This is a genomic window from Aeromonas sp. MR16, assembly GCF_022549315.1.
Taxonomy (GTDB): domain Bacteria; phylum Pseudomonadota; class Gammaproteobacteria; order Enterobacterales; family Aeromonadaceae; genus Aeromonas; species Aeromonas aquatica.
Genome location: NZ_JAKZFK010000008.1, coordinates 66,373 through 92,174 on the forward strand (window position 1 = coordinate 66,373; position 25,802 = coordinate 92,174).

General features: G+C 63.1%; 19 protein-coding genes. 12 read left to right on the forward strand and 7 right to left on the reverse strand.

Features of this window, described 5'->3' with window-relative positions; translation table 11 throughout:
• Positions 1–56 precede the first annotated feature (56 nt).
• From xthA to MM194_RS08435, 7 genes are all read left to right on the forward strand, one after another.
• Positions 57–863, forward strand: a complete 807-nt coding sequence (gene xthA, locus MM194_RS08405; protein ID WP_033130373.1) for an exodeoxyribonuclease III — start codon at positions 57–59, stop codon at positions 861–863.
• Positions 864–1,147: 284 nt separating this feature from the next.
• Complete coding sequence (locus MM194_RS08410; protein WP_033130372.1) at positions 1,148–2,347, forward strand: efflux RND transporter periplasmic adaptor subunit; 1,200 nt, start codon at positions 1,148–1,150, stop codon at positions 2,345–2,347.
• Between the two features lie 9 nt (positions 2,348–2,356).
• A complete protein-coding gene (locus tag MM194_RS08415) occupies positions 2,357–5,485 on the forward strand; it encodes an efflux RND transporter permease subunit (protein ID WP_033130371.1) in 3,129 nt (1,042 codons plus the stop codon).
• A 156-nt stretch (positions 5,486–5,641) separates the two neighbouring features.
• Positions 5,642–6,076, forward strand: a complete 435-nt coding sequence (locus MM194_RS08420) for a hypothetical protein (RefSeq protein WP_033130370.1) — start codon at positions 5,642–5,644, stop codon at positions 6,074–6,076.
• A 331-nt stretch (positions 6,077–6,407) separates the two neighbouring features.
• Positions 6,408–7,898 (forward strand): efflux RND transporter periplasmic adaptor subunit, encoded by a 1,491-nt coding sequence (locus tag MM194_RS08425; RefSeq protein WP_241343305.1) that lies wholly within the window; start codon positions 6,408–6,410, stop codon positions 7,896–7,898.
• A gap of 73 nt (positions 7,899–7,971) precedes the next feature.
• The gene (locus MM194_RS08430; RefSeq protein WP_241343306.1) at positions 7,972–11,091 is read left to right on the forward strand and encodes an efflux RND transporter permease subunit; all 3,120 of its coding nucleotides are present in this window, start codon (positions 7,972–7,974) and stop codon (positions 11,089–11,091) included.
• Between the two features lie 46 nt (positions 11,092–11,137).
• Positions 11,138–11,494, forward strand: a complete 357-nt coding sequence (locus tag MM194_RS08435) for a copper-binding protein (RefSeq protein ID WP_241343307.1) — start codon at positions 11,138–11,140, stop codon at positions 11,492–11,494.
• Positions 11,495–11,563: 69 nt separating this feature from the next.
• Here the strand turns inward: MM194_RS08435 and MM194_RS08440 are convergent, their stop codons facing one another.
• From MM194_RS08440 to MM194_RS08455, 4 genes are all read right to left on the reverse strand, one after another.
• Positions 11,564–13,258 carry a pyridoxal-dependent decarboxylase gene (locus MM194_RS08440; RefSeq protein ID WP_241343308.1) on the reverse strand — a complete coding sequence of 565 codons (1,695 nt, stop codon included), beginning with the start codon at positions 13,256–13,258 and terminating at the stop codon, positions 11,564–11,566.
• A gap of 177 nt (positions 13,259–13,435) precedes the next feature.
• A complete protein-coding gene (locus tag MM194_RS08445) occupies positions 13,436–14,452 on the reverse strand; it encodes a lipoate--protein ligase A (protein ID WP_241343309.1) in 1,017 nt (338 codons plus the stop codon).
• A 99-nt stretch (positions 14,453–14,551) separates the two neighbouring features.
• Positions 14,552–14,986 carry a YeeE/YedE family protein gene (locus MM194_RS08450; protein WP_241343310.1) on the reverse strand — a complete coding sequence of 145 codons (435 nt, stop codon included), beginning with the start codon at positions 14,984–14,986 and terminating at the stop codon, positions 14,552–14,554.
• Positions 14,987–14,997: 11 nt separating this feature from the next.
• Positions 14,998–15,411: a YeeE/YedE thiosulfate transporter family protein gene (locus MM194_RS08455; protein WP_033130363.1), complete on the reverse strand. Its 414-nt coding sequence runs from the start codon at positions 15,409–15,411 to the stop codon at positions 14,998–15,000.
• Positions 15,412–15,941: 530 nt separating this feature from the next.
• On the opposite strand from MM194_RS08455, the gene MM194_RS08460 reads away from it, so the two are divergent.
• A complete protein-coding gene (locus tag MM194_RS08460) occupies positions 15,942–16,310 on the forward strand; it encodes a hypothetical protein (protein ID WP_033130362.1) in 369 nt (122 codons plus the stop codon).
• Between the two features lie 204 nt (positions 16,311–16,514).
• Complete coding sequence (locus MM194_RS08465; RefSeq protein WP_033130404.1) at positions 16,515–17,243, forward strand: MgtC/SapB family protein; 729 nt, start codon at positions 16,515–16,517, stop codon at positions 17,241–17,243.
• Between the two features lie 90 nt (positions 17,244–17,333).
• On the opposite strand, the gene dnaJ is transcribed toward MM194_RS08465, so the two are convergent.
• From dnaJ to grpE, 3 genes are all read right to left on the reverse strand, one after another.
• The gene (gene dnaJ / locus MM194_RS08470) at positions 17,334–18,476 is read right to left on the reverse strand and encodes a molecular chaperone DnaJ (protein WP_033130361.1); all 1,143 of its coding nucleotides are present in this window, start codon (positions 18,474–18,476) and stop codon (positions 17,334–17,336) included.
• A gap of 113 nt (positions 18,477–18,589) precedes the next feature.
• Positions 18,590–20,506: a molecular chaperone DnaK gene (gene dnaK / locus MM194_RS08475; protein ID WP_033130360.1), complete on the reverse strand. Its 1,917-nt coding sequence runs from the start codon at positions 20,504–20,506 to the stop codon at positions 18,590–18,592.
• A 299-nt stretch (positions 20,507–20,805) separates the two neighbouring features.
• Positions 20,806–21,381, reverse strand: a complete 576-nt coding sequence (grpE, locus tag MM194_RS08480; protein WP_033130359.1) for a nucleotide exchange factor GrpE — start codon at positions 21,379–21,381, stop codon at positions 20,806–20,808.
• 485 nt (positions 21,382–21,866) lie between these two features.
• On the opposite strand from grpE, the gene nadK reads away from it, so the two are divergent.
• The 3 genes from nadK to MM194_RS08495 all read left to right on the forward strand — a co-directional run bounded on the left by nadK (position 21,867) and on the right by MM194_RS08495 (position 25,690).
• The gene (nadK, locus tag MM194_RS08485; RefSeq protein ID WP_241343311.1) at positions 21,867–22,751 is read left to right on the forward strand and encodes an NAD(+) kinase; all 885 of its coding nucleotides are present in this window, start codon (positions 21,867–21,869) and stop codon (positions 22,749–22,751) included.
• A 114-nt stretch (positions 22,752–22,865) separates the two neighbouring features.
• Positions 22,866–24,530, forward strand: a complete 1,665-nt coding sequence (recN, locus tag MM194_RS08490; RefSeq protein ID WP_241343312.1) for a DNA repair protein RecN — start codon at positions 22,866–22,868, stop codon at positions 24,528–24,530.
• A gap of 278 nt (positions 24,531–24,808) precedes the next feature.
• Positions 24,809–25,690 carry a DHHA2 domain-containing protein gene (locus MM194_RS08495; RefSeq protein WP_241343313.1) on the forward strand — a complete coding sequence of 294 codons (882 nt, stop codon included), beginning with the start codon at positions 24,809–24,811 and terminating at the stop codon, positions 25,688–25,690.
• The last annotated feature ends 112 nt before the right edge of the window (positions 25,691–25,802 follow it).

Genomic DNA, 25,802 nt, shown 5'->3' on the forward strand with positions numbered 1-25,802 from the left:
CACGGCGGATTCCTAGTCCAATAGCGACTAATAAAAACGACATGAGCATCCCGGACATGAAGATCATCTCTTTCAATATCAATGGCCTGCGCGCCCGTCTTCATCAGCTGCAAGCCATCATCGACAAGCACCAGCCGGATGTGATCGGCCTGCAGGAGATCAAGGTCCACGACGACGCCTTCCCGGTGGCCGACGTGGAGGCCATGGGCTATCACGTGGTGTTCCATGGCCAGAAGGGTCACTACGGGGTGGCGATCATGAGCAAGCAGCCGCCCCTCGAGGTGCAAAAAGGCTTCCCGACCGATCCCGAGGATGCCCAGCGCCGCATGATCATGGCCAGCTTCAAACGCGAGGACGGCTCCCTCATCAAGGTAATGAACGGCTACTTCCCGCAAGGGGAGAGCCAGGATCACGAGACCAAGTTCCCGGCCAAGCAGAAGTTCTACGAGGACCTGCAGCACTACCTGGAGACCCACCACACCCCGGACGATCCGCTGGTGCTGATCGGCGATGTGAACATCTCCCCCACCGATCTCGACATCGGCATCGGCGAGGCGAACCGCAAGCGCTGGCTGCGGGATGGCAAGTGCTCCTTCCTGCCCATAGAACGCGAGTGGATGGAGCGCCTGAAAGGCTTCGGGCTGACCGACACCTTCCGCGCCGCTAACCCCACCGAGTGCGAGCGCTTCTCCTGGTTTGACTACCGCTCCAAGGGCTTTGACGAGAACCGCGGCCTGCGCATCGATCTCATCATGGCGTCCAACGCGCTCAAGGACAAAGTGACCGAGACCGGCATCGATTACGAGCTGCGCGGCATCGAGAAACCCTCCGATCACGCCCCCATCTGGGCCTGCTTCGCCTGATGTGCCACCCGTGGGGGCCCCTGGCCCCCACGGGAATTGCCCCACGTCTTGCTGCTGTTTATCCCTTCGCCCTCCCCGTCACAGACTGTCGCGACCTCCCCTCTTCCCCAGCCCTCTCCCCCCATTGCCGCCAAGGCACAACAGCTCCGGTTCAACTTTGTCACTCCATTATTAAAAAACCGTTATATAGCAAAGCGTTAAATGTGCAAACATGTCGTTAACAAGCCACATTGATAATAAAATTGCGCACAGCCATACGTGGCCCAATCGGCAGGAGTGTGAAGATGAAAGTTTCAGGCATCAGGAAAAATACATTCAAACGCGGTTGCATGGCCCTGGCACTGGCTAGTGTGCTGGCGGGCTGTGGCGATAACAAAGACGGCGATGCCCAGGCCCAACCTCAGGTCCCCGTGGTGGTGGCCACCGTTACCCCGGCCGATGTGCCCCTCACCACCGACGTGGTCGGCGAAACGGCCGGCTTTCGCGAGATAGAGGTGCGCTCCAGGGTGAGCGGCATACTGCTCAAACGCACCTATGTGGAGGGCCAACCGGTCAAGGCCAATCAGGAGCTGTTCCTGATCGACCCGGCCCCCTACCAGGCCGCGCTGGAGCAGGCCCAGGGCAGTCTGGCCCAGGAGCAGGCCCGCCTCAACAAGGCCCGCGCCGACCGGGAACGGATCATCCCGCTCTACCGTCGCCAGGTGGTGAGCCGTAAGGACTACGACGATACCATCGCCAACTATGAGGCGGCCGTTGCCTCCCTGCAGGCGGCCCAGGCCCAGGTAAAGGAGGCCGCGCTCAACCTTGGTTACACCCAGGTCACGGCCCCCATCGATGGCATGGCGAGCAAGAGCTCCCAGTCCGAGGGCAGCCTCATCTCCACCAGCGGTGACAATGGCCTCTTGACCACCATCACCCAGTTCGATCCTCTCTATGTGAACTTCTCCTATTCGGAGCAGGATCGCCTCATCTTCGATAATTTCCTCAAGAGTGGTCAGGTCAAGGCCAACACGGATGCCAACTGGCGCACCCATATCCGGCTGACCGACGGCTCCGTCTATCCCCAGCCGGGCCATCTCAACTTCTCCGACAACAGGGTCGATCCCCAGACCGGCACCATACGCGCGCGCGCCATCTTCGATAACAAGCAGGGGACTCTGCTGCCCGGCCAGTTCGTGCGCATGACCATAGAACTGGGGGTACGCCAGAACGCCATCCTGGTGCCCTCCCGCGCCATAGTGCAATCCCAGGCCGATCGCATGGTGATGGTGGTCAATGCCGAGAACAAAGTCGAACCCAGGGTGGTCAAGCTGGGCCAGGGCATAGAGGACAAGGTGCTGGTCACCAGCGGCCTCAACCCCGGGGAGCAGTATGTGGTCGAGGGGCTGATGAAGGCCCGTCCCGGCGCCCTGGTCAAACCCGTCTCCGCCGAGCAGATGCAAACCATCACCACCAAGGTCATTGACCACAGCGCAGGCAAATAAGGAGTTCGTATGTTTTCCAAGTTCTTCATCGAACGCCCCATCTTTGCCAGCGTGATCTCGATCATCATCGTGCTGGCGGGCCTGGCAGCGATGCGCTCCCTCTCCATCGAGCAGTATCCGCAGATCACCCCGCCCGTGGTGCAGGTCACAGCCTACTATTCAGGCGCCACCCCCGAGGTCATCTCCCAGACGGTCGCCGCCCCCATCGAGCAGCAGATCAACGGCGTCGAGGACATGATCTACATGCAGTCCGGCTCCGCCTCCAACGGCCAGATGAACCTGAACGTCTACTTCAGCATCGGCACGGATCCGGATCAGGCCACCATCAACGTCAACAACCGGGTCTCGGCCGCCATGGCCCAGTTGCCCGACGACGTGAAGCAGCAGGGAGTGACGGTGCGCAAGAAGTCCACCTCCATACTGCAGGTGATCACCCTGGAGTCGCCGGAAGCCACCTTTGATACCACCTATCTCTCCAACTACGCCCTGCTCAACATCATCGATGAGCTCAAGCGTATCCCCGGGGTCGGCGATACCACGCTGTTTGGCGGCACCGACTATGCCATGCGCATCTGGCTCAGGCCGGACCGGCTGGCCCAGCTTGGCCTGACCACCAGCGATGTGGTCAGCGCCATTCGTGAGCAGAACACCCAGTTCGCGGCCGGCAAGATAGGGGCTCAGCCCACCTCGGCCCCCATCGACTTCACCTACACGGTGCAGACCAAGGGGCGGCTCGAGGATGTGACCGAGTTCCAGAACATCATCATCCGCTCCATGCCGGACGGCTCCAAGATCCGGGTGAAAGACGTGGCCAGGGTGGAGCTCGGGGGCAAGGACTATGACGTGACTGCCAAGGCCAACGGCAAGCAGGCCATCGGCATCGCCATCTACCTGCAACCCGGCGCCAACGCGGTCGCGGTGTCGGATCAGATCAACAGCACCATGGCTTCCCTCAAGACCCGCTTCCCCCTGGGGATGGAGTACAGGATCCCCTACGACACCACTGAGTTCGTGAAGATCTCCATCGAGGAGGTGGTACATACCCTGATCGAGGCGATCGTGCTGGTGTTCTGCGTGGTCTATCTGTTCCTGCAGAACCTGCGCGCCACCCTGATCCCCTGTATCGCGGTGCCGGTGTCGCTGATCGGGACCTTCGCCGGCATGCTGGTGCTGGGCTTCTCCATCAACTTGCTGACCCTGTTCGGCATGGTGCTCGCCATCGGCATCGTCGTGGATGACGCCATAGTGGTACTGGAGAACGTCGAGCGGATCATGCAGGAGAAGAAGTGTTCGCCCAAGGAGGCCGCCATCCTCGCCATGCAGGAGGTCTCCGGCCCCGTGGTCGCCATCGTGCTGGTGCTGTGCGCCGTGTTCCTGCCGGTCGCCTTCATGGGCGGCATGACCGGGGTCATGTACAAGCAGTTCGCCATCACCATCGCCGTCTCCGTGACCATCTCGGGTCTGGTGGCGCTGACCCTCTCTCCGGCTCTGTGCGCCATCCTGCTCAAGGAGGGACACCATAAACCGGCGCGCTTCTTCGTCTGGTTTAACGCCCAGTTTGACAAGCTGACCTCCCGCTACGTGCGGGGGGTGGCCTTCCTCAACCGCCGGGTCGGCATCGCCTTCACCATCATCGTGCTCATCCTGGCCGGGATCTATGTGCTCTTGCTGAAGGTGCCCGGCGCCCTGGTGCCCGACGAGGATCAGGGTTACCTCATCTCCTCGGTCATGCTGCCGGACGCCTCCGCCCTCACCCGCACCCAGGCCGTCGCGGATCAGTTCGACAAGATTGCCATGGCCAACCCCAACGTGCAGGACGTGGTCACCTTCTCGGGCTTTGACATACTGTCGAGCGCCATCATCAGCAACCGGGGCCTGAGCTTCATCACCCTCAAGGACTGGGGCGAGCGTCAGGGCGAGGGCCAGGACTCCTTCTCCCTCGCCAAGACGCTGCAGGGGTTCAGCGTCATGGGGCAATCCGATGGCGTCGTCGCCTCCTTCAACCCGCCCCCCATCCAGGGCATGTCCACCACGGGCGGACTGGAAGGCTATCTGCAAGATCGGGGATCGGGTGATACCAAGGCCTTCGCCGGCGAGGTGGATCGCCTGCTGGAAGCGGCCAAACAACGGCCCGAGCTGGCCAGTGTCACCACCACCTACCGGGCCAATGTGCCCCAGGTCTTTCTGGATCTCGACAGGGAGAAGGCCAAGGCGCTGGGGCTGCCCATCAACGCGGTGTTTGACACCATGCAGGCCACCTTCGGCCAGGTCTATGTCAACGACTTCAACCAGTTCGGTCGTACCTACCGGGTCCAGTTGCAGTCCGAGGCGGACTACCGGGCCCACAAGAGTGACATTCGCAACGTCTATGTGCGCTCCGACAAGGGCGACATGATCCCCCTCACCAGCCTGGTGACGGTACGCGATGCCACCGGCCCCGAGCTGGTCGAGCGCTTCAACATCTTCCCGGCGGCCAAGATCATGGCGCAGCCAGCCCCCGGCTACAGCTCGGGTCAGGCCATCGCCGCGCTGGAGCAGGTGGCTGACGAGACCCTGGGCAACGAAGCCAAGCTGGAGTGGACGGGCTCCGCCTATCAGGAGAAAGAGGCGGCAGGCAGTGCCGGCACCGCCTTTGGCTTTGGCATCATCATGGTGTTCCTGATCCTGGCGGCCCAGTACGAGCGCTGGACCCTGCCCTTCGCGGTCATCACCGCCGTACCCTTCGCCCTGTTTGGCGCCCTCTTCGCCACCTGGGCGGTAGGGCTCACCAACAACGTCTACTTCCAGATAGGGCTGGTGACACTGGTTGGCCTCGCCGCCAAGAACGCCATCCTGATCGTCGAGTTTGCGGTGATGAAACACGAAGAGGGGATGAGCCTGCTGGAATCGGCGCTGGAGGCGGCGCGGCTGCGTTTTCGTCCCATCGTCATGACCTCGCTCGCCTTCATCCTCGGTTGTGTGCCCCTGGTCACCTCGAGCGGTGCCGGCGCCGCCAGCCGTCACGCCCTCGGCTGGCCCGTCATCGGCGGCATGCTGGCGGCCACCTTCATCGCCATCTTCTTCATCCCGCTCTTCTTCCGCCTCATCATGCGGCGATCGGAGCAAAAAGGCGCTCCCGCGCCCGAGGAGAAACACTGAGACTGACGAGCCCCCGCCATGCGGGGGCTTTTTTTGCCTGCCAATGTGACGGCCGCGCCATTCCTGTCACCGGTTTCCCATCTGATGACGTCATGCCTTGACCTTCTCCTTTCGGTAAGGTTTAAATTCACCCTATTCATCACAGGGAAAATATCCATGTTGTCCTCGAGACTGCCCACAGAGCTCATCGCCCGGCTGTTGCTGGCGCTGGTGCTCGTCTGCAATCTCACCCTCTGCGTCAGTTGGCATGGAGTGACGAATGCCACCCCGACCAACCTGGTGATGAACACAGACGCAGAGATGCCTGCCATGCAGGGGCTCGCCTGCCATGGGAGCGATGACGGACAAGCCGGCGCGACCCTGAGCCAGGGGGATTGCCAGATGCACGGCGGCCTCACCTCCCCCGGCGGCAGTGGCCTGCTCTTGCTGGCGGCGCTGCTGACCCTGCTGGTCCTCCCCCTGTTGCTGCAACCCCGCACCCTCACCGCCGTACTGGATCACTGGTTACGGGATCCGCTCCTGCGCCTGCGTGGCACTCACCCCCCTTCCTGGCCCAGACGGCATCTGATGCTCTCTGTGCTACGCCATTAGACAGACCTTCTCCTGCGCGCCCGTTGCAAGCCTTGTCTTGCACGGGATCCCGCGCCTTGCCTGATCTTGCCCCGATTGGCCATGCCCCGAGGGCGCAAGGTGCCGTGCGTCTGCTGACTCGTCAGTGACGCCCCGTTTGCCGCCAAGCCTGTCGTTCAGGTCGCCGTGACCGGTGCCAACCCCATGAGGGCTGCGCCATCTCACAGACTCCCTCAGCGCTCGCGGCCTGACAGAAGAGAAGATGTACCATGTCACCAGCCAACTTTGTCGCCTCCCCGGGCGCCCCATCCTCCTGCACTTTCTGCATGCAGATCCGCGCCGGAGGCCTGCTATGAACAAGACCCTGCTGATGTCTGCGCTGCTGCTCGCCCTCGGCGCCGGTGGCGGCTACTGGGCCGCCAGCCAGACCGCCGGCAGTGGGCCTGAGGCGAAGGCCCCGCTCTACTGGGTCAACCCCATGGATCCGCGTGACAGGCGCGACGCCCCCGCCAAGGACAACATGGGGATGGACTTCATCCCCGTCTATGAGGAGCAGAAGAGCGGCTCCCCCGGCACCGTCACCATCAGCCCCGAGATCCAGCAGAACCTGGGGGTACGGCTCGCCAAGGTGGAGCGCCAGCCCCTCCACCAGCAGATCGAGACGGTGGGTTATGTCGGCTATGACGAAGACCGGCTGGAGGCCATCAACGCCCGTATGGCGGGATGGATCCGCACCCTGGCCATCAAGAGCGAGGGGCAGAAGGTTACAAAGGGGAGCCTCATCTATGAGCTCTACGCGCCGGATCTGGTCAACGCCCAGCACGAATATCTGCTGGCCCTCAACACTGCCAACCCGCTGCTGCTGCGCGCCGCCGAGGGCAAGCTCAAGTCCCTGCAGGTACCGGCGGATCAGATAGCCTCCCTCAAGCGCAGCCGCCAGGTGAGCGAGACGGTGCGCATCTATGCCCCCAGCAGCGGCTATGTCTCCGATCTCAAGGTGCGCGAGGGCCAGTACGTGGAGCCCGCCGCCGCCCTGTTCAACATCAGCACCCTGCAGCAGGTGTGGGTCAGCGCCGAAGTGTTCGAGCGCCAGGCCGGCCAGCTGAAGGTGGGCGACCCTGTCACCATGACCCTGGATTACGCCCCCGGCCGGCGCTGGCAGGGCAAGGTGGATTACCTCTACCCCACCCTGGACGCCGCCACCCGCACCCTCAAGGTGCGACTGCGCTTCGACAACCCGGACGAGTTTTTGAAACCCAACATGTTCGCCAAGGTGAGCATTCGCAGCGGCAAGGGCGAGCCCCAGATGGTGGTACCGAGTGAGGCGGTGATCCGCACCGGCAGTCAGAACCGGCTGGTGCTGGCACTGGGGGATGGCGGCTTCAAGTCGGTGGCGGTCACCCTGGGCGCCCAGTTCGGTGACAGGGTCGCCATCCTCGACGGGGTCGAGCCGGGGGACAACATAGTCAGCTCGGCCCAGTTCCTGCTCGACTCCGAGTCCAGCATCGACTCCGACTTCCAACGCATGACGGCAGTGCGGCCGCAGCAGATCTGGACCCAGGGGGAGATCCAGTCGCTGGATCTGGCGAGCCGCACCCTGACCGTCGCCCACCAGCCGATCCCCGAGTGGCAGTGGCCCGCCATGGAGATGGACTTCGCCGTGGCAGATGGCGTCGACATGAGCAAGCTCGTCCAGGGGCAGCGCCTGCACCTGCAGGTCGAGCAGCAGGGGGATGAGTACCGCATCGTCAACATCCATGTCGAGGATGCCCCTGCCAAGGATGAGATAAAGGGCATGGACGGCATGGACCACAGCCAGCACCAGATGGGGGACAAGCCATGATCCCGTCCATCATCTGCCGCTTTGCCGGCAACCGAGTCCTGCTGCCTGCGCGCCAAGCGAGAGGAGTCAAGCCATGATCCCATCTGTCATCCGCTGGTCCGTCGGCAACCGCTTCCTGGTGTTGCTGCTCACCCTCATGCTGACCGCCTGGGGGCTCTGGTCGGTCAAGCAGACCCCGGTCGATGCCCTGCCGGACCTCTCCGACGTGCAGGTGATCATCAAGACGGCCTACCCGGGCCAGGCGCCCCAGGTGGTGGAGGATCAGGTCACCTACCCGCTCACCACCGCCATGCTGGCGGTGCCGGGCGCCACTACGGTGCGCGGCTACTCCTTCTTCGGCGACTCCTTCGTCTATGTGCTGTTTGACGACAGCACCGATCTCTACTGGGCCCGCGCCCGGGTGCTGGAGTACCTGAGCCAGGTGGCCCCCAGCCTGCCCGGTTCGGCGCAGCCCCAGCTCGGCCCCGACGCCACCGGGGTGGGCTGGGTCTACCAATACGCCCTGGTGGACAGGAGCGGCAAACACGATCTGAGCGAACTCACCTCCCTGCAGAACTGGTTCCTGAAATACGAGCTGCAGACGGTGAACGGGGTCTCAGAGGTGGCGACCGTGGGCGGCATGGTGCGCCAGTACCAGGTGCGGGTCGATCCGGACAAGCTGCGCGCCTACGGCATCCCGCTCTCCCTCATCCAGACCGCCATCGAGCAGGGCAACCAGGAGACAGGCGCCTCCGTCATCGAGATGGCGGAAGCCGAGTATATGGTGCGCTCCAACGGCTATCTGAAGAGCGTCGAAGATCTCAAGCAGATACCCCTCGGCACCCAGGTGCGGGGCGCCCCCCTGCTGCTGGGAGACGTGGCGGATGTGGTCACCGGCCCCCAGAGCCGGCGCGGCGTCGCCGAGCTCAACGGCGAGGGCGAGGTGGTGGGCGGCATCATCGTCATGCGTTTCGGCGAGAACGCCCAGCGCACCATAGACGGTGTCAAGACGCGGCTGGCCGAGCTCAAGAGCAGCCTGCCGGAGGGGGTGGAGGTGGTCACCGTCTATGACCGCTCCGACCTCATCCAGCGCGCCATCGACAACCTCTCCGGCAAGCTCATCGAGGAGTTCGCGGTGGTGGTGCTGGTCTGTCTGGCCTTCCTGTTCCACCTGAGATCCTCGCTGGTGGTGGTCATCACACTGCCCATCGCGATTCTGGTGGCCTTTATCGTCATGCATCTGCAGGGGATCAACGCCAACATCATGTCCCTTGGCGGCATCGCCATCGCCATCGGCGCCATGGTGGATGGCGCCATCGTGATGATAGAGAACGTCCACAAACATATGGAGCGCACCGAACTCACCGACAAGAACCGCTGGCAGGTGATCGTCGAGGCGAGCATAGAGGTGGGGCCCGCCATCTTCTTCTCCCTGCTCATCATCACCATGAGCTTCCTGCCGGTGTTCGCGCTGGAGGCGCAGGAGGGGCGTATGTTCCATCCCCTCGCCTACACCAAGACCTACGCCATGGCGGCGGCGGCCGGGCTCTCCATCACCCTGGTTCCGGTGATCATGGGTTACTTCATTCGCGGCAAGGTGCTGGCGGAACAGGCCAACCCCCTCAACCGTGGCTTAAGTCAGGGCTATATCCCGCTGCTCAACGCCGTGCTGGCCCGCCCCAAGACCACCTTGCTGCTGGCGCTGGCGGTGACCGTCATCGGCTTCTGGCCGCTCAGATATCTGGGCTCCGAGTTCATACCGCCGTTCGATGAGGGGGACATCATGTACATGCCCACCACCGCGGCCAATATCTCGGTGGGCAAGGCCAGGGAGATACTGCAACAGACCGACAAGCTGATCCGCACCGTGCCCGAAGTGCAGAACGTGTTCGGCAAGGCGGGGCGCGCCGACAGCGCCACCGACCCTGCCGATCTGGTGATGATGGAGACCAGCATCCAGCTTAAAGATCGCGACCAGTGGCGCCCCGGCATGACCCCGGAGAAGCTCAAAGAAGAGTTGGATTCCCTTATCCGCTTCCCCGGCCTTACCAACGCCTGGGTGCCCCCCATCAAGACCCGCATCGACATGCTGGCCACCGGCATCAAGACCCCGGTGGGCATCAAGATAGCGGGGCCGGATCTCAAGGTCATTCAGGGGATAGGCCAACAATTGGAGCAGATCGTCGGCAAGGTGGAGGGGGCATCGTCCGTCTACGCCGAGCGGGTAGCCGGTGGCCGCTACGTCAAGGTGGATATCGACCGGCTCAAAGCCGCTCGCTACGGCCTCAACATCGCCGAGGTGCAGGCGGTGCTCGCCACCGCGGTGGGCGGCATGGACGTGGGCCAGACCATCGAGGGGCGCGAGCGCTACCCCATCAACCTGCGCTATCCCCAGAGCTACCGCGACTCGGTAGGCAGCCTGGAGCTGCTGCCCCTGGTGACCCCCAAGGGGGAGCGGATCGCCCTGGCGGACGTGGCCAAGGTCTACATCAGCGACGAGGCCCCCATGCTGCGCAGCGAGAACGCGCGCCTCAACGGCTGGGTCTACGTGGATATCCGCGAGCGGGACATCGGCTCCTTCGTGGCCGATGCCAAGGCCCAGGTGGACAAGCAGCTGGTGCTGCCGGCGGGCTACGCCCTCACCTGGTCCGGTCAGTACGAGTACATGGAGCGGGCCAAGGCGCGCCTCGCCTACGTGGTGCCGCTTACCCTCGCCATCATAGTGCTGCTGCTCTATCTGGCGTTCCGCCGCATGCAGGAGGTGCTGCTGATCCTCACCACACTGCCGCTCGCCGTAGTCGGCGGTATCTGGACCGTCTGGCTGCTGGACTTCAACCTCTCGGTGGCGGTGGGGGTGGGTTTCATCGCCCTGGCCGGGGTGGCGGTGGAGACCGGCGTACTGATGCTGGTCTACCTCAACCACGCCTGGGACGATCTGGTGGCCCGTGGCAAACCCGACTTGCGCGGCCTGCATCAGGCCGTCATCCAGGGCGCCGCCCTGCGGCTGCGCCCCAAGATGATGACGGTGGTCACCATCATCGCCGGCTTGCTGCCCATCATGTGGAGCCACGGCACCGGCTCCGAGGTGATGCAGCGCATCGCCGCGCCCATGATAGGCGGCATGGTGACGGCCCTGGTGCTGACCCTGCTGGTGCTGCCCGCGGCCTTCTATCTGTGGCGCCGCCGTGGCCTTGCGCCCGGGCAGGCCGAATGATCCGAATTCACCACCGACTCTGCATAAACGACTCAAGGAAAACACCATGAACTACAAGACGCTGACCCTGACCCTGCTGCTTGGCCTCGCCTCTCTCCAGGCCCGGGCCGAGATGACCATGAACCACGAGGGGCACGACATGTCCCAGATGGAGGGGATGGAGATGAAACCGACAGAGGAGATCGTGATGACCAAGGGGGTCATCAGCCGCATCGACGAGGCGAGCCAGAAGGTCGGGATCAAGCACGAGGCCATCGCCAACCTCAAGATGCCCCCCATGACCATGGTGTTCGTGCTGGCCGACCCGGCCCTGCTCCAGGGCCTGCAGGTGGGGGATGCGGTCGGCTTCCACGCCGAGAACCCGGCCGGCAAGCTGACCATCACCCGCTTGCAGAAACAGTAAGATACGTACCGGACAAGAAGACGGCGGGCACTGGGCCCGCCGTTTCTTTATCTGCTCTCTCGGCCGGATTCAGCCGCGAATATGGTCGATGAAGGCGTCGATCTGCTCGCGGCCACAGGCCGGGTTCATGAACACCGCCTTCTCGCCGGCGATGTAGGAGTACTTGCCGCGGGCGTCATAGTCCGAGCGCGCCACCGCCTCCACCCAGTTGGTGAACAGCCCCACCTTGCCGCGCCCCTTGAACAGGCTGCGGTGATAGTCGGTGTTGCGCGCCAGCCTCGCCTTGTAGGCCGCATCCGAGGTGCGCGCCAGCTCGAAGGCGAACTCGGCCTCCGGATCCTGCACCCACTCCGGGTTGTAGATCTTGAAGCCCACGCTCGGCCCCTGGTTCTCCTGGGCCACCAGCTTGACGTTGCCGAGCTGGCTCAGGCGGAAGCGGAAGTAGTTCGCATTCTGCAGGCAGTGCGCCAGCACGGTGCGATAGCCCTCGACCCCCATGTAGTTGAGCGCCGCATAGGCGCCGAACAGCCCGCTGGCCCCCCGGGAACACTCGATGGTGGACTGCAGGTGGGTCTGACCCTGGATGTCCCGCTCGAAGTAGGAGAAGTTCTCCGGATCGTTCTCCATCGCCTTGAGATCCTCTTGCTCCTTGATCATCACCAGGCTGGAGGTGTAGGGCACATAGCCCCACTTCTGGAAGTCGACGGTGAAGGAGTCGGCGTATTTCAGCTCGGCGAAGCGCGCCACGTTGCGCTCTATCCCCGCCAGGGTGGCGGCGTTGATGGCGAGCGGGTTGGCGCCAAAGTCGTAATCCAGGAAGAAGATCATCGACCAGCCGATGGCCGCATCCACGTGGATGTGGGGCTTGACCGCCACCTCGAAGCGCTCGCAGAGCCGATCCCGCAGCTCGACCACCGGTTTGACCTGGTCTACCCCGAAGGTGTCCGTGGTGCCCATGGTGAGCATGATGGTGGGGACCACGTGTTTGAGGGCGAAGCAGGCGGTCAGGGTGCGCTCGAGATCCAGCAGATCTATGTCGTTGTTCTCGCCGACCTGGATGCGAATGGTCTTGTGCTCTATGTCCACCCCTAGCAGGGAGAGGTTGGTGATGTTGGAGTAGTGGCCGCCCTGGGAGTTGATGATGCGGTAATCCTGATAGTGGCCGAGCCCCTTGTGCTTGGCCTCGGGCAGGCTCTTGCGGATGCCGAGCAGGTAGCCGTAGAGGTTACAGAAGGTCCCCCCCTGGGTGAAGATGCCGGTGGCGCGGGCCGGATCGTAGCCCGCCAGCAGGGCTATCTGGCGCACCACCTTCTTCTCCAGCTCCTCGGCCACCCCGGCATACTCGGAGTAGACCAGGTTGGGGTTGGCCAGGATGCCGAGCTGGGCGCCGTAGATGGCGGGATCCGCCGACATGGTGATGACGTTCTCGACGCTGGAGGGGTTCTCCCAGTCCTTGGAGAGGGCGCCGGCAAACAGCAGCTCGGCCATGGGCTCGCCCGGGGCACGCATGGCCTGGGGCACCGGCATGGTCTCGCACAGATCCGCGAGCCGGGCCCGGCCATCGGGCCAGGCGTTCAGCCGCGCGTCCGGGGCCAGGCCACGGGCACGAAACTCGTTGAGGGTGGCGAAACCGGGTTCGCGGAACACCGGCCAGAGCTCGGGATTGCGGGAGAAGAAGTTGGCTTTGACGGTGGCGAAACGGGCGGAGAACTCGGGGTGGACGGCGTTGACGCCGTCATCTTTCAGATAGACAAAATCGCTCATGATAAGACCATTAGTACTGCAAAGGTGCCCCGGTTATACCCCCGGGGCGGCACTTGAGACAGCGACAATATCTAATGGCCTGCCCTACTTTTTATCATGGCAGCGGCAGGCCAAGGGCTGGCGGCGAGCCGCCCCTGGCCGGTCCGATGCCGTTTCGTGATCCGGGTCATGCCCGCTTCAGCGCAGCGCCGCCACCAGCCAGGCCTCGAGTTCTGCCAGCTCGCCCGCCTGGGCAGGAAACGCTAGCCCCAACTGGCGCAACAGGGCCGCGACGGCCTCGGGTCGATAGGCAGTGCCCGGCAGCCGTTCGGCCAGGGCATCCAGCGGCGCCGGATCCAGGCTGTCGCTGAAGATCTGCACCCGGCCGATGAGCCCCTTCTCCACGTCGAAGTGCAGCTCGACCCCGCCCCAGCCGAAGCGCTCATCCAGCTGGTGACTGAAGGCGGGTGCGTGGCCGAAGTTCCACTCCCAGCTGCGCTGACGGGCGAAGGTCTCGGCGAAGCCGGGTAAGTCCGGCAGCTGTTCGGGGGAGATGTGCTCAGGGGCGACCCGGGCACCATGATGCGCAAAGAAGGCATCAGTCAGCGCCTGGACGACCCGCTCATGATCGATTCCCGGCAGCAGCTCGCAGAGGTTGGCGACCCGGCTGCGCACCGAGGTGATCCCCTTGGCCGCCAGCTTCTTGGGATCCGGGTTCAAGTAGTTCGCGAGTCGGCTCAAGTCAGCGTCCAGCAGCAGGGTGCCGTGATGAAAACCGCGATCATGGGTCTCTCTATAGGCCGAGCCCGAGACCTTGCGATCCCCGTCCGGGGTCGCCACCAGCAGATCGTTGCGACCGGAGGCGAAAGCCTCCACCCCGAGCTGTTTCAGGGCTGACAACACGATGGCGGTGGAGAGGCTCTTGTCATAGCCGGGCTTGCCGGCCATGAAGGTGAAGCAGCTGTTGCCAAGGTCGTGAAACACGGCCCCGCCCCCGCTGCTGCGGCGGGCCAGGGTCACCCCATCCTCTTCCATGCGGCGGGTGTTGCACTCCTTCCAGGGGTTCTGGGCGCGGCCGATCACCACGGTATTGGCGTTGCGCCACAGGAACAGCACCCGCTGGGCGGGATCCATCTGGCGGAAGATGCACTCCTCCACCGCCAGGTTGAACAGGGGATCGTGAGAATCTGAGATAAGCAGGCGCAGGGGCAGCATGGGCAAGCCTTGTCAAAACAACGGGGCTCCGATGTTACCACCTTCAGCCTCGGGAGGGAGCCGTCGCGCCTGCCAGCGGCGCGATAGGCCCGGGTGACATCAGGGCTGGTTGCGCTGCTGCAGCCAGGGCAGCGTTCGATCGATGAGCAGGACGCCGGCCACCATGGCGGCCACGAACAGCCCTATCATGGGCTGGCCGCTGACGAGCAGGCTCAACGCCGGGCCCGGGCAGATCCCGGCCATGCCCCAGCCGATGCCAAACAGCGCCGAGCCGCCGAGGAGACGCGCATCCAGCACGGATGCGGGCAGGGCGCAGATGGCGTCACCCAGCAAGCCGTGGCTGCGGGGTTTGACCAGCAGGAAGTAGCCTGGCATGAACACCAGCAGGGCCCCGCCCATCACGAATGCCAGGCTGGGGTCCCAGGCCCCCGCCACGTCGAGAAAGCCCAGGATCCTGGCCGGATCCACCATGCCGGAGAGAGCGAGGCCGAGCCCGAACAGCAGGCCGGACAACAGACTGATCAGCAGTTTCATCCCGGAGCTCCTTACAGCAGATGGTGACTGACGAACACGGTGAGCGCACCGGTGGCCATGAAGGTGAGGGTGGCGGCGAGGGAGCGACGGGACAGCCTCCCCACCCCGCAGATACCGTGACCGCTGGTGCAGCCATTGCCGAGGCGGGTGCCCATCCCGACCAGCAGCCCGGCCAGCAGCACCAGCGGCCAGGCCGGCAGCGTCGCGAAGCTCGGCATCGGGACCCACGCCAGGCGAAACGCCAGCAGCGCCCCGCCGCCCAGCCCAAGCAGGAACAGCCAGCGCCAGGCATCCGTCTGCTGCAGGGCGCCAGCCAGGATGCCGCTGATGCCGGCCACCTTGGCATTGAACAGCAACAGTATCAGGGCGGCGGATCCGATCAACATGCCGCCCCCCAAGGCAAACAGCCATTGGCTCTCAAACATAGGCACTCCTGGTAACGGGCTCAGCCTGCTGGCAGGCGGGCCCCGTGGCTTGGCCCGCCCACTGCGACGGCGGGGATTATTAATAAATTAGTGATTGCTAATGTTTGGTCATTCTACGATCCGAGAAAACATTAGCAACCGCTAATTTATAGCCGCTGCCGGCGGCAGGCGCACCCTGCCGTGGTGGCGTCGCCCTTGAGGGTGCCGGGTCGGTGAACTTGTTTCCGAATGTTGCCGCGTTAGGAGAGGGCTTTACCTCGGCGCCGCGGATGGGTACCATCTGGCCGTCCATCAACAGCGGAGACCATCAGTGGGCAATTCATCAAGTGACAGTGACAGGCCGACCCTGATCGTCGGCACCCAGGTCGCGAGATAGCCGCAGCGTTGCCTCTGCCGCCCTCTCGCAAACCTGCGAGAAGCGGAAATCCACTCCCCTCTTCTCTCGTTTTACACTTGACGTCAGGTGAGCTCCTGCCCATGTTGGCGGCCACCTTGCCTGCATAGTTTCTGCTTCCCACAAGGAGGCTGCTATGCGCTTTGTTTCGACATTATTGACCTCAACCCAGACCCGTCCACTGCTGAGCAGGCTGGGCCTGTTGCCACGCTGGCCGCGCGGCAAGCAGCGCCAGCACCACTACCGGCTGCAGATCCGTTGTCAGGATCGCGCCGACATGGAGCTGGTGCTGGGCATGGTGGCCCACAGCCTGCAACCGGCCGGGCTGCGCCCCATGCAGTCGCTGCGGCCGGGCCGCGGCGATGGCCGGGAGCTGGTGCTCAACCTGAGCTGCACCCCTTCCCAGCGCCGTTACCTGGTGCAGTTCGTCCATCAGGTCGGGGTCGCTCACCCCGTTCGTTGGGAGCTGCACCCGCGGCGGGGTGACGAGCCCCGGCTCAATTAAATGAAAAAGGGGCCAACTTGGTTGGCCCCGTTCAATCACACTTTAGTGCCCGCCCGCCGACGGTCTGAGAACGCGGGCCGGCTCGGCCTGTGCGCCCGCTTTCCATCATCATGATGGCCTTCACCGCTCAGACGCCATTTATCGGGGCATCCGACGGCCCCCTCATCCATGCCGAAGGCCATCTTCAACCAGAAGGAGTACGCCATGAGAATGTGGCAACAACTAGACATGATTTCCCTGCTCGACACCCTGGCCAGCCTGCTGCTGGCCTTCGTGCTGGGCAGCCTGGTCGGGCTGGAGCGCCAGTACCGCCAGCGTACCGCCGGCCTGCGCACCAACGTGCTGGTCGCCGTGGGGGCGGCCCTGTTCGTCAGCCTGGCCCAGCGCATCTATGACCTGCACGGCGGCAACTACAACGTGGTCCACGTGGTGGCCTACATCGTCTCCGGCATCGGCTTTCTCGGTGCCGGCGTCATCATGCGCGAGTCCGGCAACATTCGCGGCATCAACACCGCCGCCACCCTGTGGGGCGTGGCCGCGGTCGGGGCCGCCTGCGGTGCCGGGCTGGCCATGGAGGCTGTGCTTGGCGCCCTGTTCGTGCTGGCCGCCAACACCCTGCTGCGGCCGCTGGTCAATCAGATCAATCGCCGGCCGGTGGACAACACCGACACCGAGGTGACCTATCGCGTCACCGCCCTCATCCGGCGCGAGCACCAGAAGGAGGTACTGCCCTGGCTGGAGAAGATGCTGGATCAGGCCAACTACCCCCTGAGCGAGCTGGATATCGAACCCTTCGGGGAGCAGGATCTGGAGATCTCGGCGGTGCTGCTGGCCACCTCCATCGACGGCGTCGAGCTGGATGCCCTGATGCAGACCCTGGGGCAGCACCCCTGCATCCGGCAGATCTTCTGGCGCACCAGCATCACGGATTGATAGCTGGGAGCGAGTCAGGGGCACCGGGGGGGGCCCCGCAGACAAAAAGAAAGCCGGCACAGAGGCCGGCTTGCATCACGCTTGCGGTGATTACTTGGTCAGATCATCGAAGAAGCGTTTCACCCCTTCGAAGAAGCCTTCCGATTTTGGCTTGTGGGTCTTGGCGGCGGCACCGCTGAACGACTCGTCCAGCTGACGCAGCAGCTCTCGCTGGGTCTCGGTCAGCTTGACCGGGGTCTCGATCACCACCTTGCACATCAGATCGCCGACCTGGCCGGAGCGCACGGACTTGACGCCCTTGCCCCGCAGGCGGAACAGCTTGCCAGTCTGGGTTTCCGCCGTGACCTTGAGCTTGACCCGACCATCCAGGGTCGGCACTTCGATCTCGCCGCCGAGCGCCGCCGTGGTGAAGCTGATGGGCACTTCGCAGTAGAGATCGTTGCCGTCACGCACGAAGATCTCGTGCTCCTTGACGTGTACCTGTACGTACAGATCTCCTGCCGAGGCCCCCGCTTCCCCCGCTTCCCCTTCACCGGAGAGACGGATGCGGTCGCCGGTATCGACCCCGGCCGGGATCTTGACCGACAGAGTCTTGGTCTTCTGGTAGCGACCTTCACCGTGACACTTGCGGCACGGATCCTTGATGATCTTGCCACGACCGTGGCAATGCGGGCAGGCCTGCTGCACCGCGAAGAAGCCCTGGCGCATCTGCACCTGACCCGCACCGTGGCAGGTCGGACAGGTATGGGCCTGGCTGCCGGTGTGGGCACCCGAGCCGTTACAGACCTCGCAGTGGACCTGAGTCGGTATCTTGATCTCCTTGGAGACCCCACGTACCGCCTCTTCCAGGGTCAGCTCCATGTTGTAGCGCAGGTCGGAGCCACGGGCCGGGCCACGACGGCCACCGCCACTGCGGCCACCGAAGATGTCACCAAAGATATCGCCGAATGCATCACCGAAGTCCGCGCCGCCGCCAAAGCCGCCGTGACCACCGCCACCCTGGCTCTGATCCACCCCGGCATGACCGTACTGGTCATAGCGGGCGCGCAGGTTCTCGTCGGTCAGCACCTCGTAGGCTTCCTTGACCTCTTTGAACTTCTCTTCGGATGCGGCATCACCCTGGTTGCGATCCGGGTGATACTTCATCGCCAGACGCTTGTACGCCTTCTTGATCTCGCGCTCATCGGCACCTTTCGACACCCCGAGCACTTCATAGAAATCGCGCTTCGACATACTCATCCTGTTGCTACTTAAACAGTTATGCAGACGGGCGTTGGTCACCCAACGCCCGCAAATTCAGTGACTAAGCCAATGGGCAGAGCGAACTCTGCCCAGCTGGGTATGGCTTATTTCTTGTCGTCTTTCACTTCTTCGAACTCGGCGTCGACCACGTCGTCTTCGGCCTTGGCAGAAGAAGTCTGACCGGCATCGGCACCAGCGCCCTGTGACTGCTGCTGGGCAAGCTCCATCAGCTTCTGGGACGCTTCCAGCAAAGCCTGTTGCTTGGCTTCGATGGCCGCCTTGTCGTCACCCTTGATGACGGCTTCCAGCTCGCTCAGTGCGGTTTCGATCTTGGTCTTCTCGTCGGCGGGCAGGGCGTCACCGGCTTCGGTGATCTGCTTGCGGACCGAGTGGACCAGACCGTCAGCCTGGTTGCGGGTCTGCACCAGCTCCTCGAACTTCTTGTCTTCGGCCGCGTTGGCTTCCGCCTCGCGTACCATGCGTTCGATCTCCTCGTCGGACAGACCGGAAGAAGCCTGGATGGTGATCTTCTGCTCCTTGTTGGTCTCCTTGTCCTTGGCGGAGACGTGCAGGATGCCGTTGGCATCGATATCGAAGGTCACTTCGATCTGCGGCAGACCGCGCTGTGCCGGACGGATGCCTTCCAGGTTGAACTGGCCCAGAGACTTGTTGTCGCTGGCGCGCTTGCGCTCACCCTGCAGCACGTGAATGGTCACGGCAGACTGGTTGTCTTCGGCAGTGGAGAACACCTGGGACTTCTTAGTCGGAATGGTGGTGTTCTTCTCGATCAGCGCCGTCATCACACTACCCATGGTCTCGATACCCAAGGAGAGCGGGGTGACGTCCAGCAGCAGCACGTCGGTCTTCTCACCGGACAGTACCGCACCCTGAATGGCAGCACCCATGGCCACGGCTTCGTCCGGGTTGACGTCTTTGCGCGGCTCTTTGCCGAAGAAGTCAGCCACGGTCTTCTGTACCAGCGGCATACGGGTCTGACCACCCACCAGGATGACGTCGTCGATCTCGCCAACTGCCAGACCGGAGTCTTTCAGGGCGACACGGACCGGCTCCAGGGAGTCTTTCACCATGTCTTCCACCAGGGATTCCAGCTTGGCGCGGGTCACCTTGATGTTCATGTGCTTGGGACCGGTGGCATCTGCGGTGATGTACGGCAGGTTCACGTCGGTCTGCTGGGCGGAAGAGAGTTCGATCTTGGCTTTCTCGGCGGCATCTTTCAGACGCTGCAGGGCCAGCTGGTCGTTGCGCAGGTCGATGCCCTGCTCACGCTTGAACTCGTCAACCAGATAGTTGATGACACGGTTGTCGAAGTCTTCACCACCCAGGTGGGTGTTACCGTTGGTCGCCAGTACTTCGAAGGTGGTTTCCCCTTCGACTTCGTCGATCTCGATGATGGAGATGTCGAAGGTACCGCCCCCCAGGTCATACACGGCAACCTTGCGCTCACCCTTGACCTTGTTCACGCCGTAGGCGAAGGCCGCAGCGGTCGGCTCGTTGATGATGCGCTTGACGTCCAGACCGGCGATGCGACCGGCATCCTTGGTGGCCTGACGCTGGGCGTCGTTGAAGTAGGCCGGTACAGTGATGACGGCTTCGGTCACCGGCTCGCCCAGGTAATCCTCGGCGGTCTTCTTCATCTTCTTCAGCACTTCGGCAGAGATCTGCGGCGGTGCCATCTTCTTGCCTTTGACTTCTACCCAGGCGTCACCGTTGTCGGCCTTGGCGATGGCGTACGGCATGATCTTCAGATCGCGCTGTACTTCTTCATCTTCGAAACGACGGCCGATCAGACGCTTGATTGCGAACAGCGTGTTCTTCGGGTTGGTGATGGCCTGACGCTTAGCCGGCTGACCAACCAGGATTTCGCCGTCATCGGCATAGGCAATGATGGACGGAGTAGTACGATCGCCTTCCGCGTTCTCGATCACGCGAGCATGGTCGCCATCCAGAATAGCAACACAGGAGTTGGTAGTACCCAGGTCAATACCGATGATTTTACCCATTTGACGAATCTCCAAATACTTTGAATAAACTGGCGAGGTGCTCGCCTTAATACGTTAACGGCTAGGTGGGGGCTGCCACTGTGGCTTTCAAGCTCCCGACATCAAATTCTTGCCACTGTACAGTGCAATAGTCTGTGCCGCCGTGGCCTTGCCACCTATATGGGGCCGCGATGTTGAGCTTCAAGTCCTGCGCATAAAAAACCGTACCAACTTGTCGGTCAGCGGCCACATTTTCACCCACTCGCCGCGGATCCCAATAAAAAGCCCGCCGAGCGGCGGGCTCAATGGGGGGATGCGTCTCAGGCAGGGGCCTTGGAGACCATCACCATGGCCGGACGAATGACCCGACCGTTGAGCTCGTAGCCCTTCTGCATCACGGCGATGACGGTGTTGGGTGCCAGCTCGGCATTCTCGATCATGCTGATGGCCTGATGGGCATTGGGGTCGAACGGCTGGTTCAGGGGATCCAGCGCGACCAGACCGAACTTGCCCACCGAGCTCTGCATGGACTTGAGGGTCAACTCGACCCCTTCGATCATCGGCTTGAGGGCTTCGTCTTCTTTGTCTGCCAGCTCGATGGCCCGCTCCAGGTTGTCCAGCACCGGCAACAGTTCCCCGGCAAACTTCTCCAGCGCGAACTTGTGTGCCTTCTCCACGTCCTGGGCGACGCGGCGACGCAGGTTTTCCATCTCGGCGGCGGCGCGAATGGCACGCTCGCGCTCGTCGGCAGCGGCCTGCTGGGCAGCTTCCAGCTGGGCTTCCAGCTCGGCAATGCGGGCCTGTTCGGCTGTCACTTCACTGTCTACATCGGTCGGCTCGACTGGCTGGACTTCCACTTGCTCCATCGCTTCAACCTTTTGTTCTTCGTGGTTCATGACATCTCCAATATTCAGGGTTACTTGTTAGGGTCTGTTGACGTTTAGGCGCAAGCCGCATTGCTGCAACAAATGACGTCAGGCTAGGCGCGAAACGCTGGCAATGGTTGTTCCCTTGGCAAGTTCCGCAACAACGCATGACCTCATTTGCGGCGCAACCCGCAGGGACGGGTCAGTTTTTGCGTGTAACGTCGTTACTCGACAGCTCATTTGGATGACCAAACTTCGCGTCTCGCGCCTAGCTCCGCGCAAAAACTGACTCCGTCGCGGTCGCGACGAAACATCAACAGACCCTATGTTGGCGCTATTATGGGGACGTCGCCCCCGCTTTCAAGGGGAAAAGGCCAGATCATGGCGGATCAGCCTCCCGGGCCGAGTATTTCGTCGCCGTTCAGCGCCAGATAAGCCAAGCTCGCATGGCGACAGACAAATCTCCGGCAAAGCGCGGTATACTCCGCTCAATACTCATTCCAGACCCGACACCCATGGATTCTCCGTTCAAAACCGTTGCCCTTATCGGCAAGCCCCATCATGAAGGGGCCAACCAGACTCTCAACGGCCTCTATCAATATCTCAGCAGCCGCGGCTTTCGGGTGCTGCTCGAGAGTCGGGTCGCCCAGACCCTCGGCATCCAGAACGATGACGTGATGGATCTGGTGCAGCTCGGGGAGCAGGCGGATCTCGCCATCGTCGTCGGCGGTGACGGCAACATGCTGGGGGCTGCCCGGGTACTGTCGCGCTTCGACGTGGCGGTGATCGGCGTGAACCGCGGCAACCTCGGCTTCCTGACCGATCTCTCGCCGCAGGATTATCTGCTGCCGCTGGAGCAGGTGCTGTCCGGCCACTTCAAGAGCGAGCACCGCTTCCTGCTGGAGGCCGCCGTCTATCGTCACGGCGAGCGCAAGTCCAGCAACCTGGCGGTGAACGAGGCGGTGCTGCACCCGGGCAAAATCGCCCACATGATCGAGTTCGAGGTCTACATCGATGGCAGCTTCATGTACAGCCAGCGCTCGGACGGCATCATAGTCGCCACCCCGACCGGCTCGACCGCCTATTCCCTGTCGGCGGGCGGCGCTATCCTCACCCCCAAACTCAATGCCATCACGCTCGTCCCCATGTTCCCGCACACCCTGAGCAGCCGCCCCATAGTGCTCGATGCAGACAGCGAGGTGCGTTTGCTGGTCTCCCCCGACAATCAGGATGACGCCATGCAGGTGAGCTGCGACGGCCAGGTGACCCTGGCGGTGCACCCGGGGGACGAGATCCTCATCAAGAAGAGCCACCACAAGCTGCATCTGGTGCATCCCCTCGATTACAGCTACTTCCACGTGTTGCGCAACAAGCTCGGCTGGGGCAGCAAGCTGTTTTAAGCCCCGGACTCGCACCCGCTCCCCCCTCCTGTGATGGGCCGACACTTTACTGTATGGAAAACCAGTATATACTGGATGCATACACAGTAATGTTGGCCCATATAGGATGAGACCATGCTGACCCAGCTGACCGTCACCAACTTCGCTATCGTCAAGTTTCTCGAACTCGATCTGCAATCCGGCATGACCTGCATCACGGGTGAAACCGGCGCAGGCAAATCCATTGCCATCGATGCGCTCGGCCTCTGCCTCGGCGAGCGGGCCGAGGCCAGCATGGTGCGACCGGGCAGCGACAAGGCCGAGGTCAGCGCGCGTTTCCTGCTGGACGGCAACCCGGCCGCCCGCGCCTGGCTCACCGCCAACGAGCTGGAAAACGAGGGGGAATGCATAGTGCGGCGGGTGCTCTCCGCCGAGGGGCGCTCCCGCAGCTACATCAACGGGGTACCCGTGCCCCTGGTACAGCTGCGCAGCCTTGGCCAGTTGCTGGTCAACGTGCACGGCCAGCATGCTCACCAGATGCTGCTCAAGCCCGATTATCAACTTGCCCTGCTGGATGGGTACGCCGGCCACCATCTGCTGCTGGACGAGGTGCGCCAGCACTACCAGCAGTGGCGCCAGCTGCAAAACGAGCTCAACCGCCTCAAGGCCGAGCAGCAGCAGCGGGAGGCTCGCCGCCAGCTGATCGAATACCAGGTGCAGGAGCTGGATGAATTCGCCCTGCAACCGGGGGAGTTTGAAACCATCGAAGAGGAGCACCAGCGGCTCGCCAACGGCACCGAGCTGATGCAAGAGTGCGGCCAATGCCTCGACCTGCTCTATGACAACGAGGAGACCACCATCGCCGGCCTGCTGCAGGTGGCGGTGGACAGGGCGGAGACCCTGGTCGCCATGGACAGCCGCCTTGGCAACGTGCTCGGCATGCTCAACGAGGCCCTGATCGGCGTGCAAGAGAGCCACAGCGAGCTGCGCAGCTATCTGGATCTGCTGGAGCTGGATCCCGAGCGTTTCAACGAGCTGGAGGCCCGCCTCTCCAAAGCCATCAACCTGGCCCGCAAGCACCACGTCAAACCCGCCGAGCTGGCGCTGCATCACCAGGATCTAGCCTGCGATCTCGCCCGTCTCAATTCCGATGAAGAGCGGCTGGAGGGGATGGAGGAAGAGTTGACCCAGGCGCGGGTGTCCTTCGTGCAGGCGGCGGAGGTGCTCAGTCAGAGTCGTCAGCGCTATGCCGAAGAACTCGGCGCCAAGGTGACCAGCAGCATGCACGAGCTGGCCATGCCCGATGGCCGCTTCGCCATCGAGGTCAGAGCCGATGCCCAGAGCAGTCTCTCTCCCCTCGGCATTGATAGGGTGGAGTTTATGGTCACCACCAACCCGGGTCAGCCCATCCAGCCGCTCGGCAAGGTTGCCTCGGGGGGGGAACTGTCGCGGATCAGCCTCGCCATCGTGGTGATCAGCGCCCGCAAGATCTCCACCCCCACCCTGATTTTCGACGAGGTGGACGTGGGGATCAGCGGCCCGACCGCGGCCGTGGTCGGCCGTCTGCTGCGCCAGCTCGGCGAGTCCACCCAGGTGATGGTGGTCACCCACCTGCCGCAGGTGGCGGGCAAGGGTCACCAGCACATGGTGGTCAGCAAGCACACGGACGGCAAGACCACGGAAACCCAGATGCAGGCCCTCAACCCGGGCGCCCGTCTCAAGGAGCTGGCCCGTCTGCTGGGGGGGGATCAGATCACCGACAATACCCTGGCCAACGCGCGCGAGTTGCTGACCTGCTGAGTACCGCACGGGAAGGGGGATATTTCTCCTTCCCACTCACCTTCATCAGAATATTCAATACGCCAAGCGCACCAACAACACAGGTACAACCACAAAACGATTAATCTTCAACATCTCAAGCTACTGCCACGCACTCACTCTGGATTTTCTCCCTCTCCTCCGAGCGGTAGAGTGACGGCTATGGGGCTGCCCCGTGTACACTGTCATCATCAGCCCACCCCTTTTACCCGAGCCCGGCAACGGATCCCCTGCCAGGCCCAGCAACTCAGGAACCGTCCATGCTTCATGTCTTTGGTCACAAGAATCCCGATAGCGACAGCATCTGCACCGCACTGGTCGCCGCCGACTGGCTGAACGGCCAGGGCCGCCCTGCCCAGGCCTTTGCGCTGGGGACGCCCATCGCCGAGACGCGCTTCATTCTGGAAACAGCTGGAGTGGAGGCGCCCCCCGTGCTCACCGGCAGCGTGGCCGACAAGCCGGTCTTTCTGGTGGATTTCAGCGAGCTGGAGCAGGGGCCGGAAGGGCTGGCCGACGCCGACGTACAGGGCCTCATCGATCACCACCGCATCGGCACCCTGATCACCCGTGGCCCGCTCGATGCCTGGGTCAGGGCGGTCGGCTGCAGTGCCACAGTGCTGCTGGAACTGATGGGCTATGACAAGCTGTCCCGCGCCCAGGCCCGTCTGCTGCTGGGTGCCATCGTCAGCGATACCTTCAACTTCACCTCCCCCACCACCACGGCGCAGGACAGGGTCGCGGTCGACCGGCTGCTCCCCATCGCCGAGATTGCGCTGGCCCCCTTTGCCCAGACTCTGCTGGAGCGTCGCACCCAGATCGGTGATGCCGCCCTGGCCGATCTGCTGATTTTGGACGAAAAGGAGTACCAGATTGCCGGCCACAAGCTGTTCGTCAGCCAGATCTGCGTGATGAACCCGGCCGAAATCCAGGCGCGTCAAACCGAGCTGGATCAGGCGATGCAAGCTCGCGTGGCGCAAGATGGTCTGGATGGCTATGTGCTGATGCTGACGGACTTGGCCAAGGGGGACAGCGAACTCCATTTCGCCAGCCAGGGAGCCTTGCCAAGGGATCCTGTCCACCTTGCCGGTGCCGTCAGCCGCAAGAAGGAAGGATTGCCCTGGCTCGCCAGGCATTTCGCCTGACGGCCAGACAGACTCGCCCATCGGCGGACCGCTTGATAACCCTCGCCCGAACCCTCATCTCATGTCAGCCCCATGAGGGCTCGGGCCACATTTTGAATCCATTCGCGGCCCT

What these genes read in the sequence shown, in the direction of transcription:
- MM194_RS08410 (WP_033130372.1), top strand. Translation starts at nt 1,148, where the DNA reads ATGAAAGTTTCAGGCATCAGGAAAAATACATTCAAACGCGGTTGCATG.
- grpE (WP_033130359.1), bottom strand. Translation starts at nt 21,381, where the DNA reads ATGAACCACGAAGAACAAAAGGTTGAAGCGATGGAGCAAGTGGAAGTC.
- MM194_RS08465 (WP_033130404.1), top strand. Translation starts at nt 16,515, where the DNA reads ATGAGAATGTGGCAACAACTAGACATGATTTCCCTGCTCGACACCCTG.
- MM194_RS08455 (WP_033130363.1), bottom strand. Translation starts at nt 15,411, where the DNA reads ATGTTTGAGAGCCAATGGCTGTTTGCCTTGGGGGGCGGCATGTTGATC.
- MM194_RS08435 (WP_241343307.1), top strand. Translation starts at nt 11,138, where the DNA reads ATGAACTACAAGACGCTGACCCTGACCCTGCTGCTTGGCCTCGCCTCT.
- nadK (WP_241343311.1), top strand. Translation starts at nt 21,867, where the DNA reads ATGGATTCTCCGTTCAAAACCGTTGCCCTTATCGGCAAGCCCCATCAT.
- recN (WP_241343312.1), top strand. Translation starts at nt 22,866, where the DNA reads ATGCTGACCCAGCTGACCGTCACCAACTTCGCTATCGTCAAGTTTCTC.
- MM194_RS08425 (WP_241343305.1), top strand. Translation starts at nt 6,408, where the DNA reads ATGAACAAGACCCTGCTGATGTCTGCGCTGCTGCTCGCCCTCGGCGCC.
- xthA (WP_033130373.1), top strand. Translation starts at nt 57, where the DNA reads ATGAAGATCATCTCTTTCAATATCAATGGCCTGCGCGCCCGTCTTCAT.
- MM194_RS08440 (WP_241343308.1), bottom strand. Translation starts at nt 13,258, where the DNA reads ATGAGCGATTTTGTCTATCTGAAAGATGACGGCGTCAACGCCGTCCAC.
- MM194_RS08420 (WP_033130370.1), top strand. Translation starts at nt 5,642, where the DNA reads ATGTTGTCCTCGAGACTGCCCACAGAGCTCATCGCCCGGCTGTTGCTG.
- dnaJ (WP_033130361.1), bottom strand. Translation starts at nt 18,476, where the DNA reads ATGTCGAAGCGCGATTTCTATGAAGTGCTCGGGGTGTCGAAAGGTGCC.
- MM194_RS08430 (WP_241343306.1), top strand. Translation starts at nt 7,972, where the DNA reads ATGATCCCATCTGTCATCCGCTGGTCCGTCGGCAACCGCTTCCTGGTG.
- MM194_RS08450 (WP_241343310.1), bottom strand. Translation starts at nt 14,986, where the DNA reads ATGAAACTGCTGATCAGTCTGTTGTCCGGCCTGCTGTTCGGGCTCGGC.
- MM194_RS08415 (WP_033130371.1), top strand. Translation starts at nt 2,357, where the DNA reads ATGTTTTCCAAGTTCTTCATCGAACGCCCCATCTTTGCCAGCGTGATC.
- MM194_RS08495 (WP_241343313.1), top strand. Translation starts at nt 24,809, where the DNA reads ATGCTTCATGTCTTTGGTCACAAGAATCCCGATAGCGACAGCATCTGC.
- MM194_RS08445 (WP_241343309.1), bottom strand. Translation starts at nt 14,452, where the DNA reads ATGCTGCCCCTGCGCCTGCTTATCTCAGATTCTCACGATCCCCTGTTC.
- MM194_RS08460 (WP_033130362.1), top strand. Translation starts at nt 15,942, where the DNA reads ATGCGCTTTGTTTCGACATTATTGACCTCAACCCAGACCCGTCCACTG.
- dnaK (WP_033130360.1), bottom strand. Translation starts at nt 20,506, where the DNA reads ATGGGTAAAATCATCGGTATTGACCTGGGTACTACCAACTCCTGTGTT.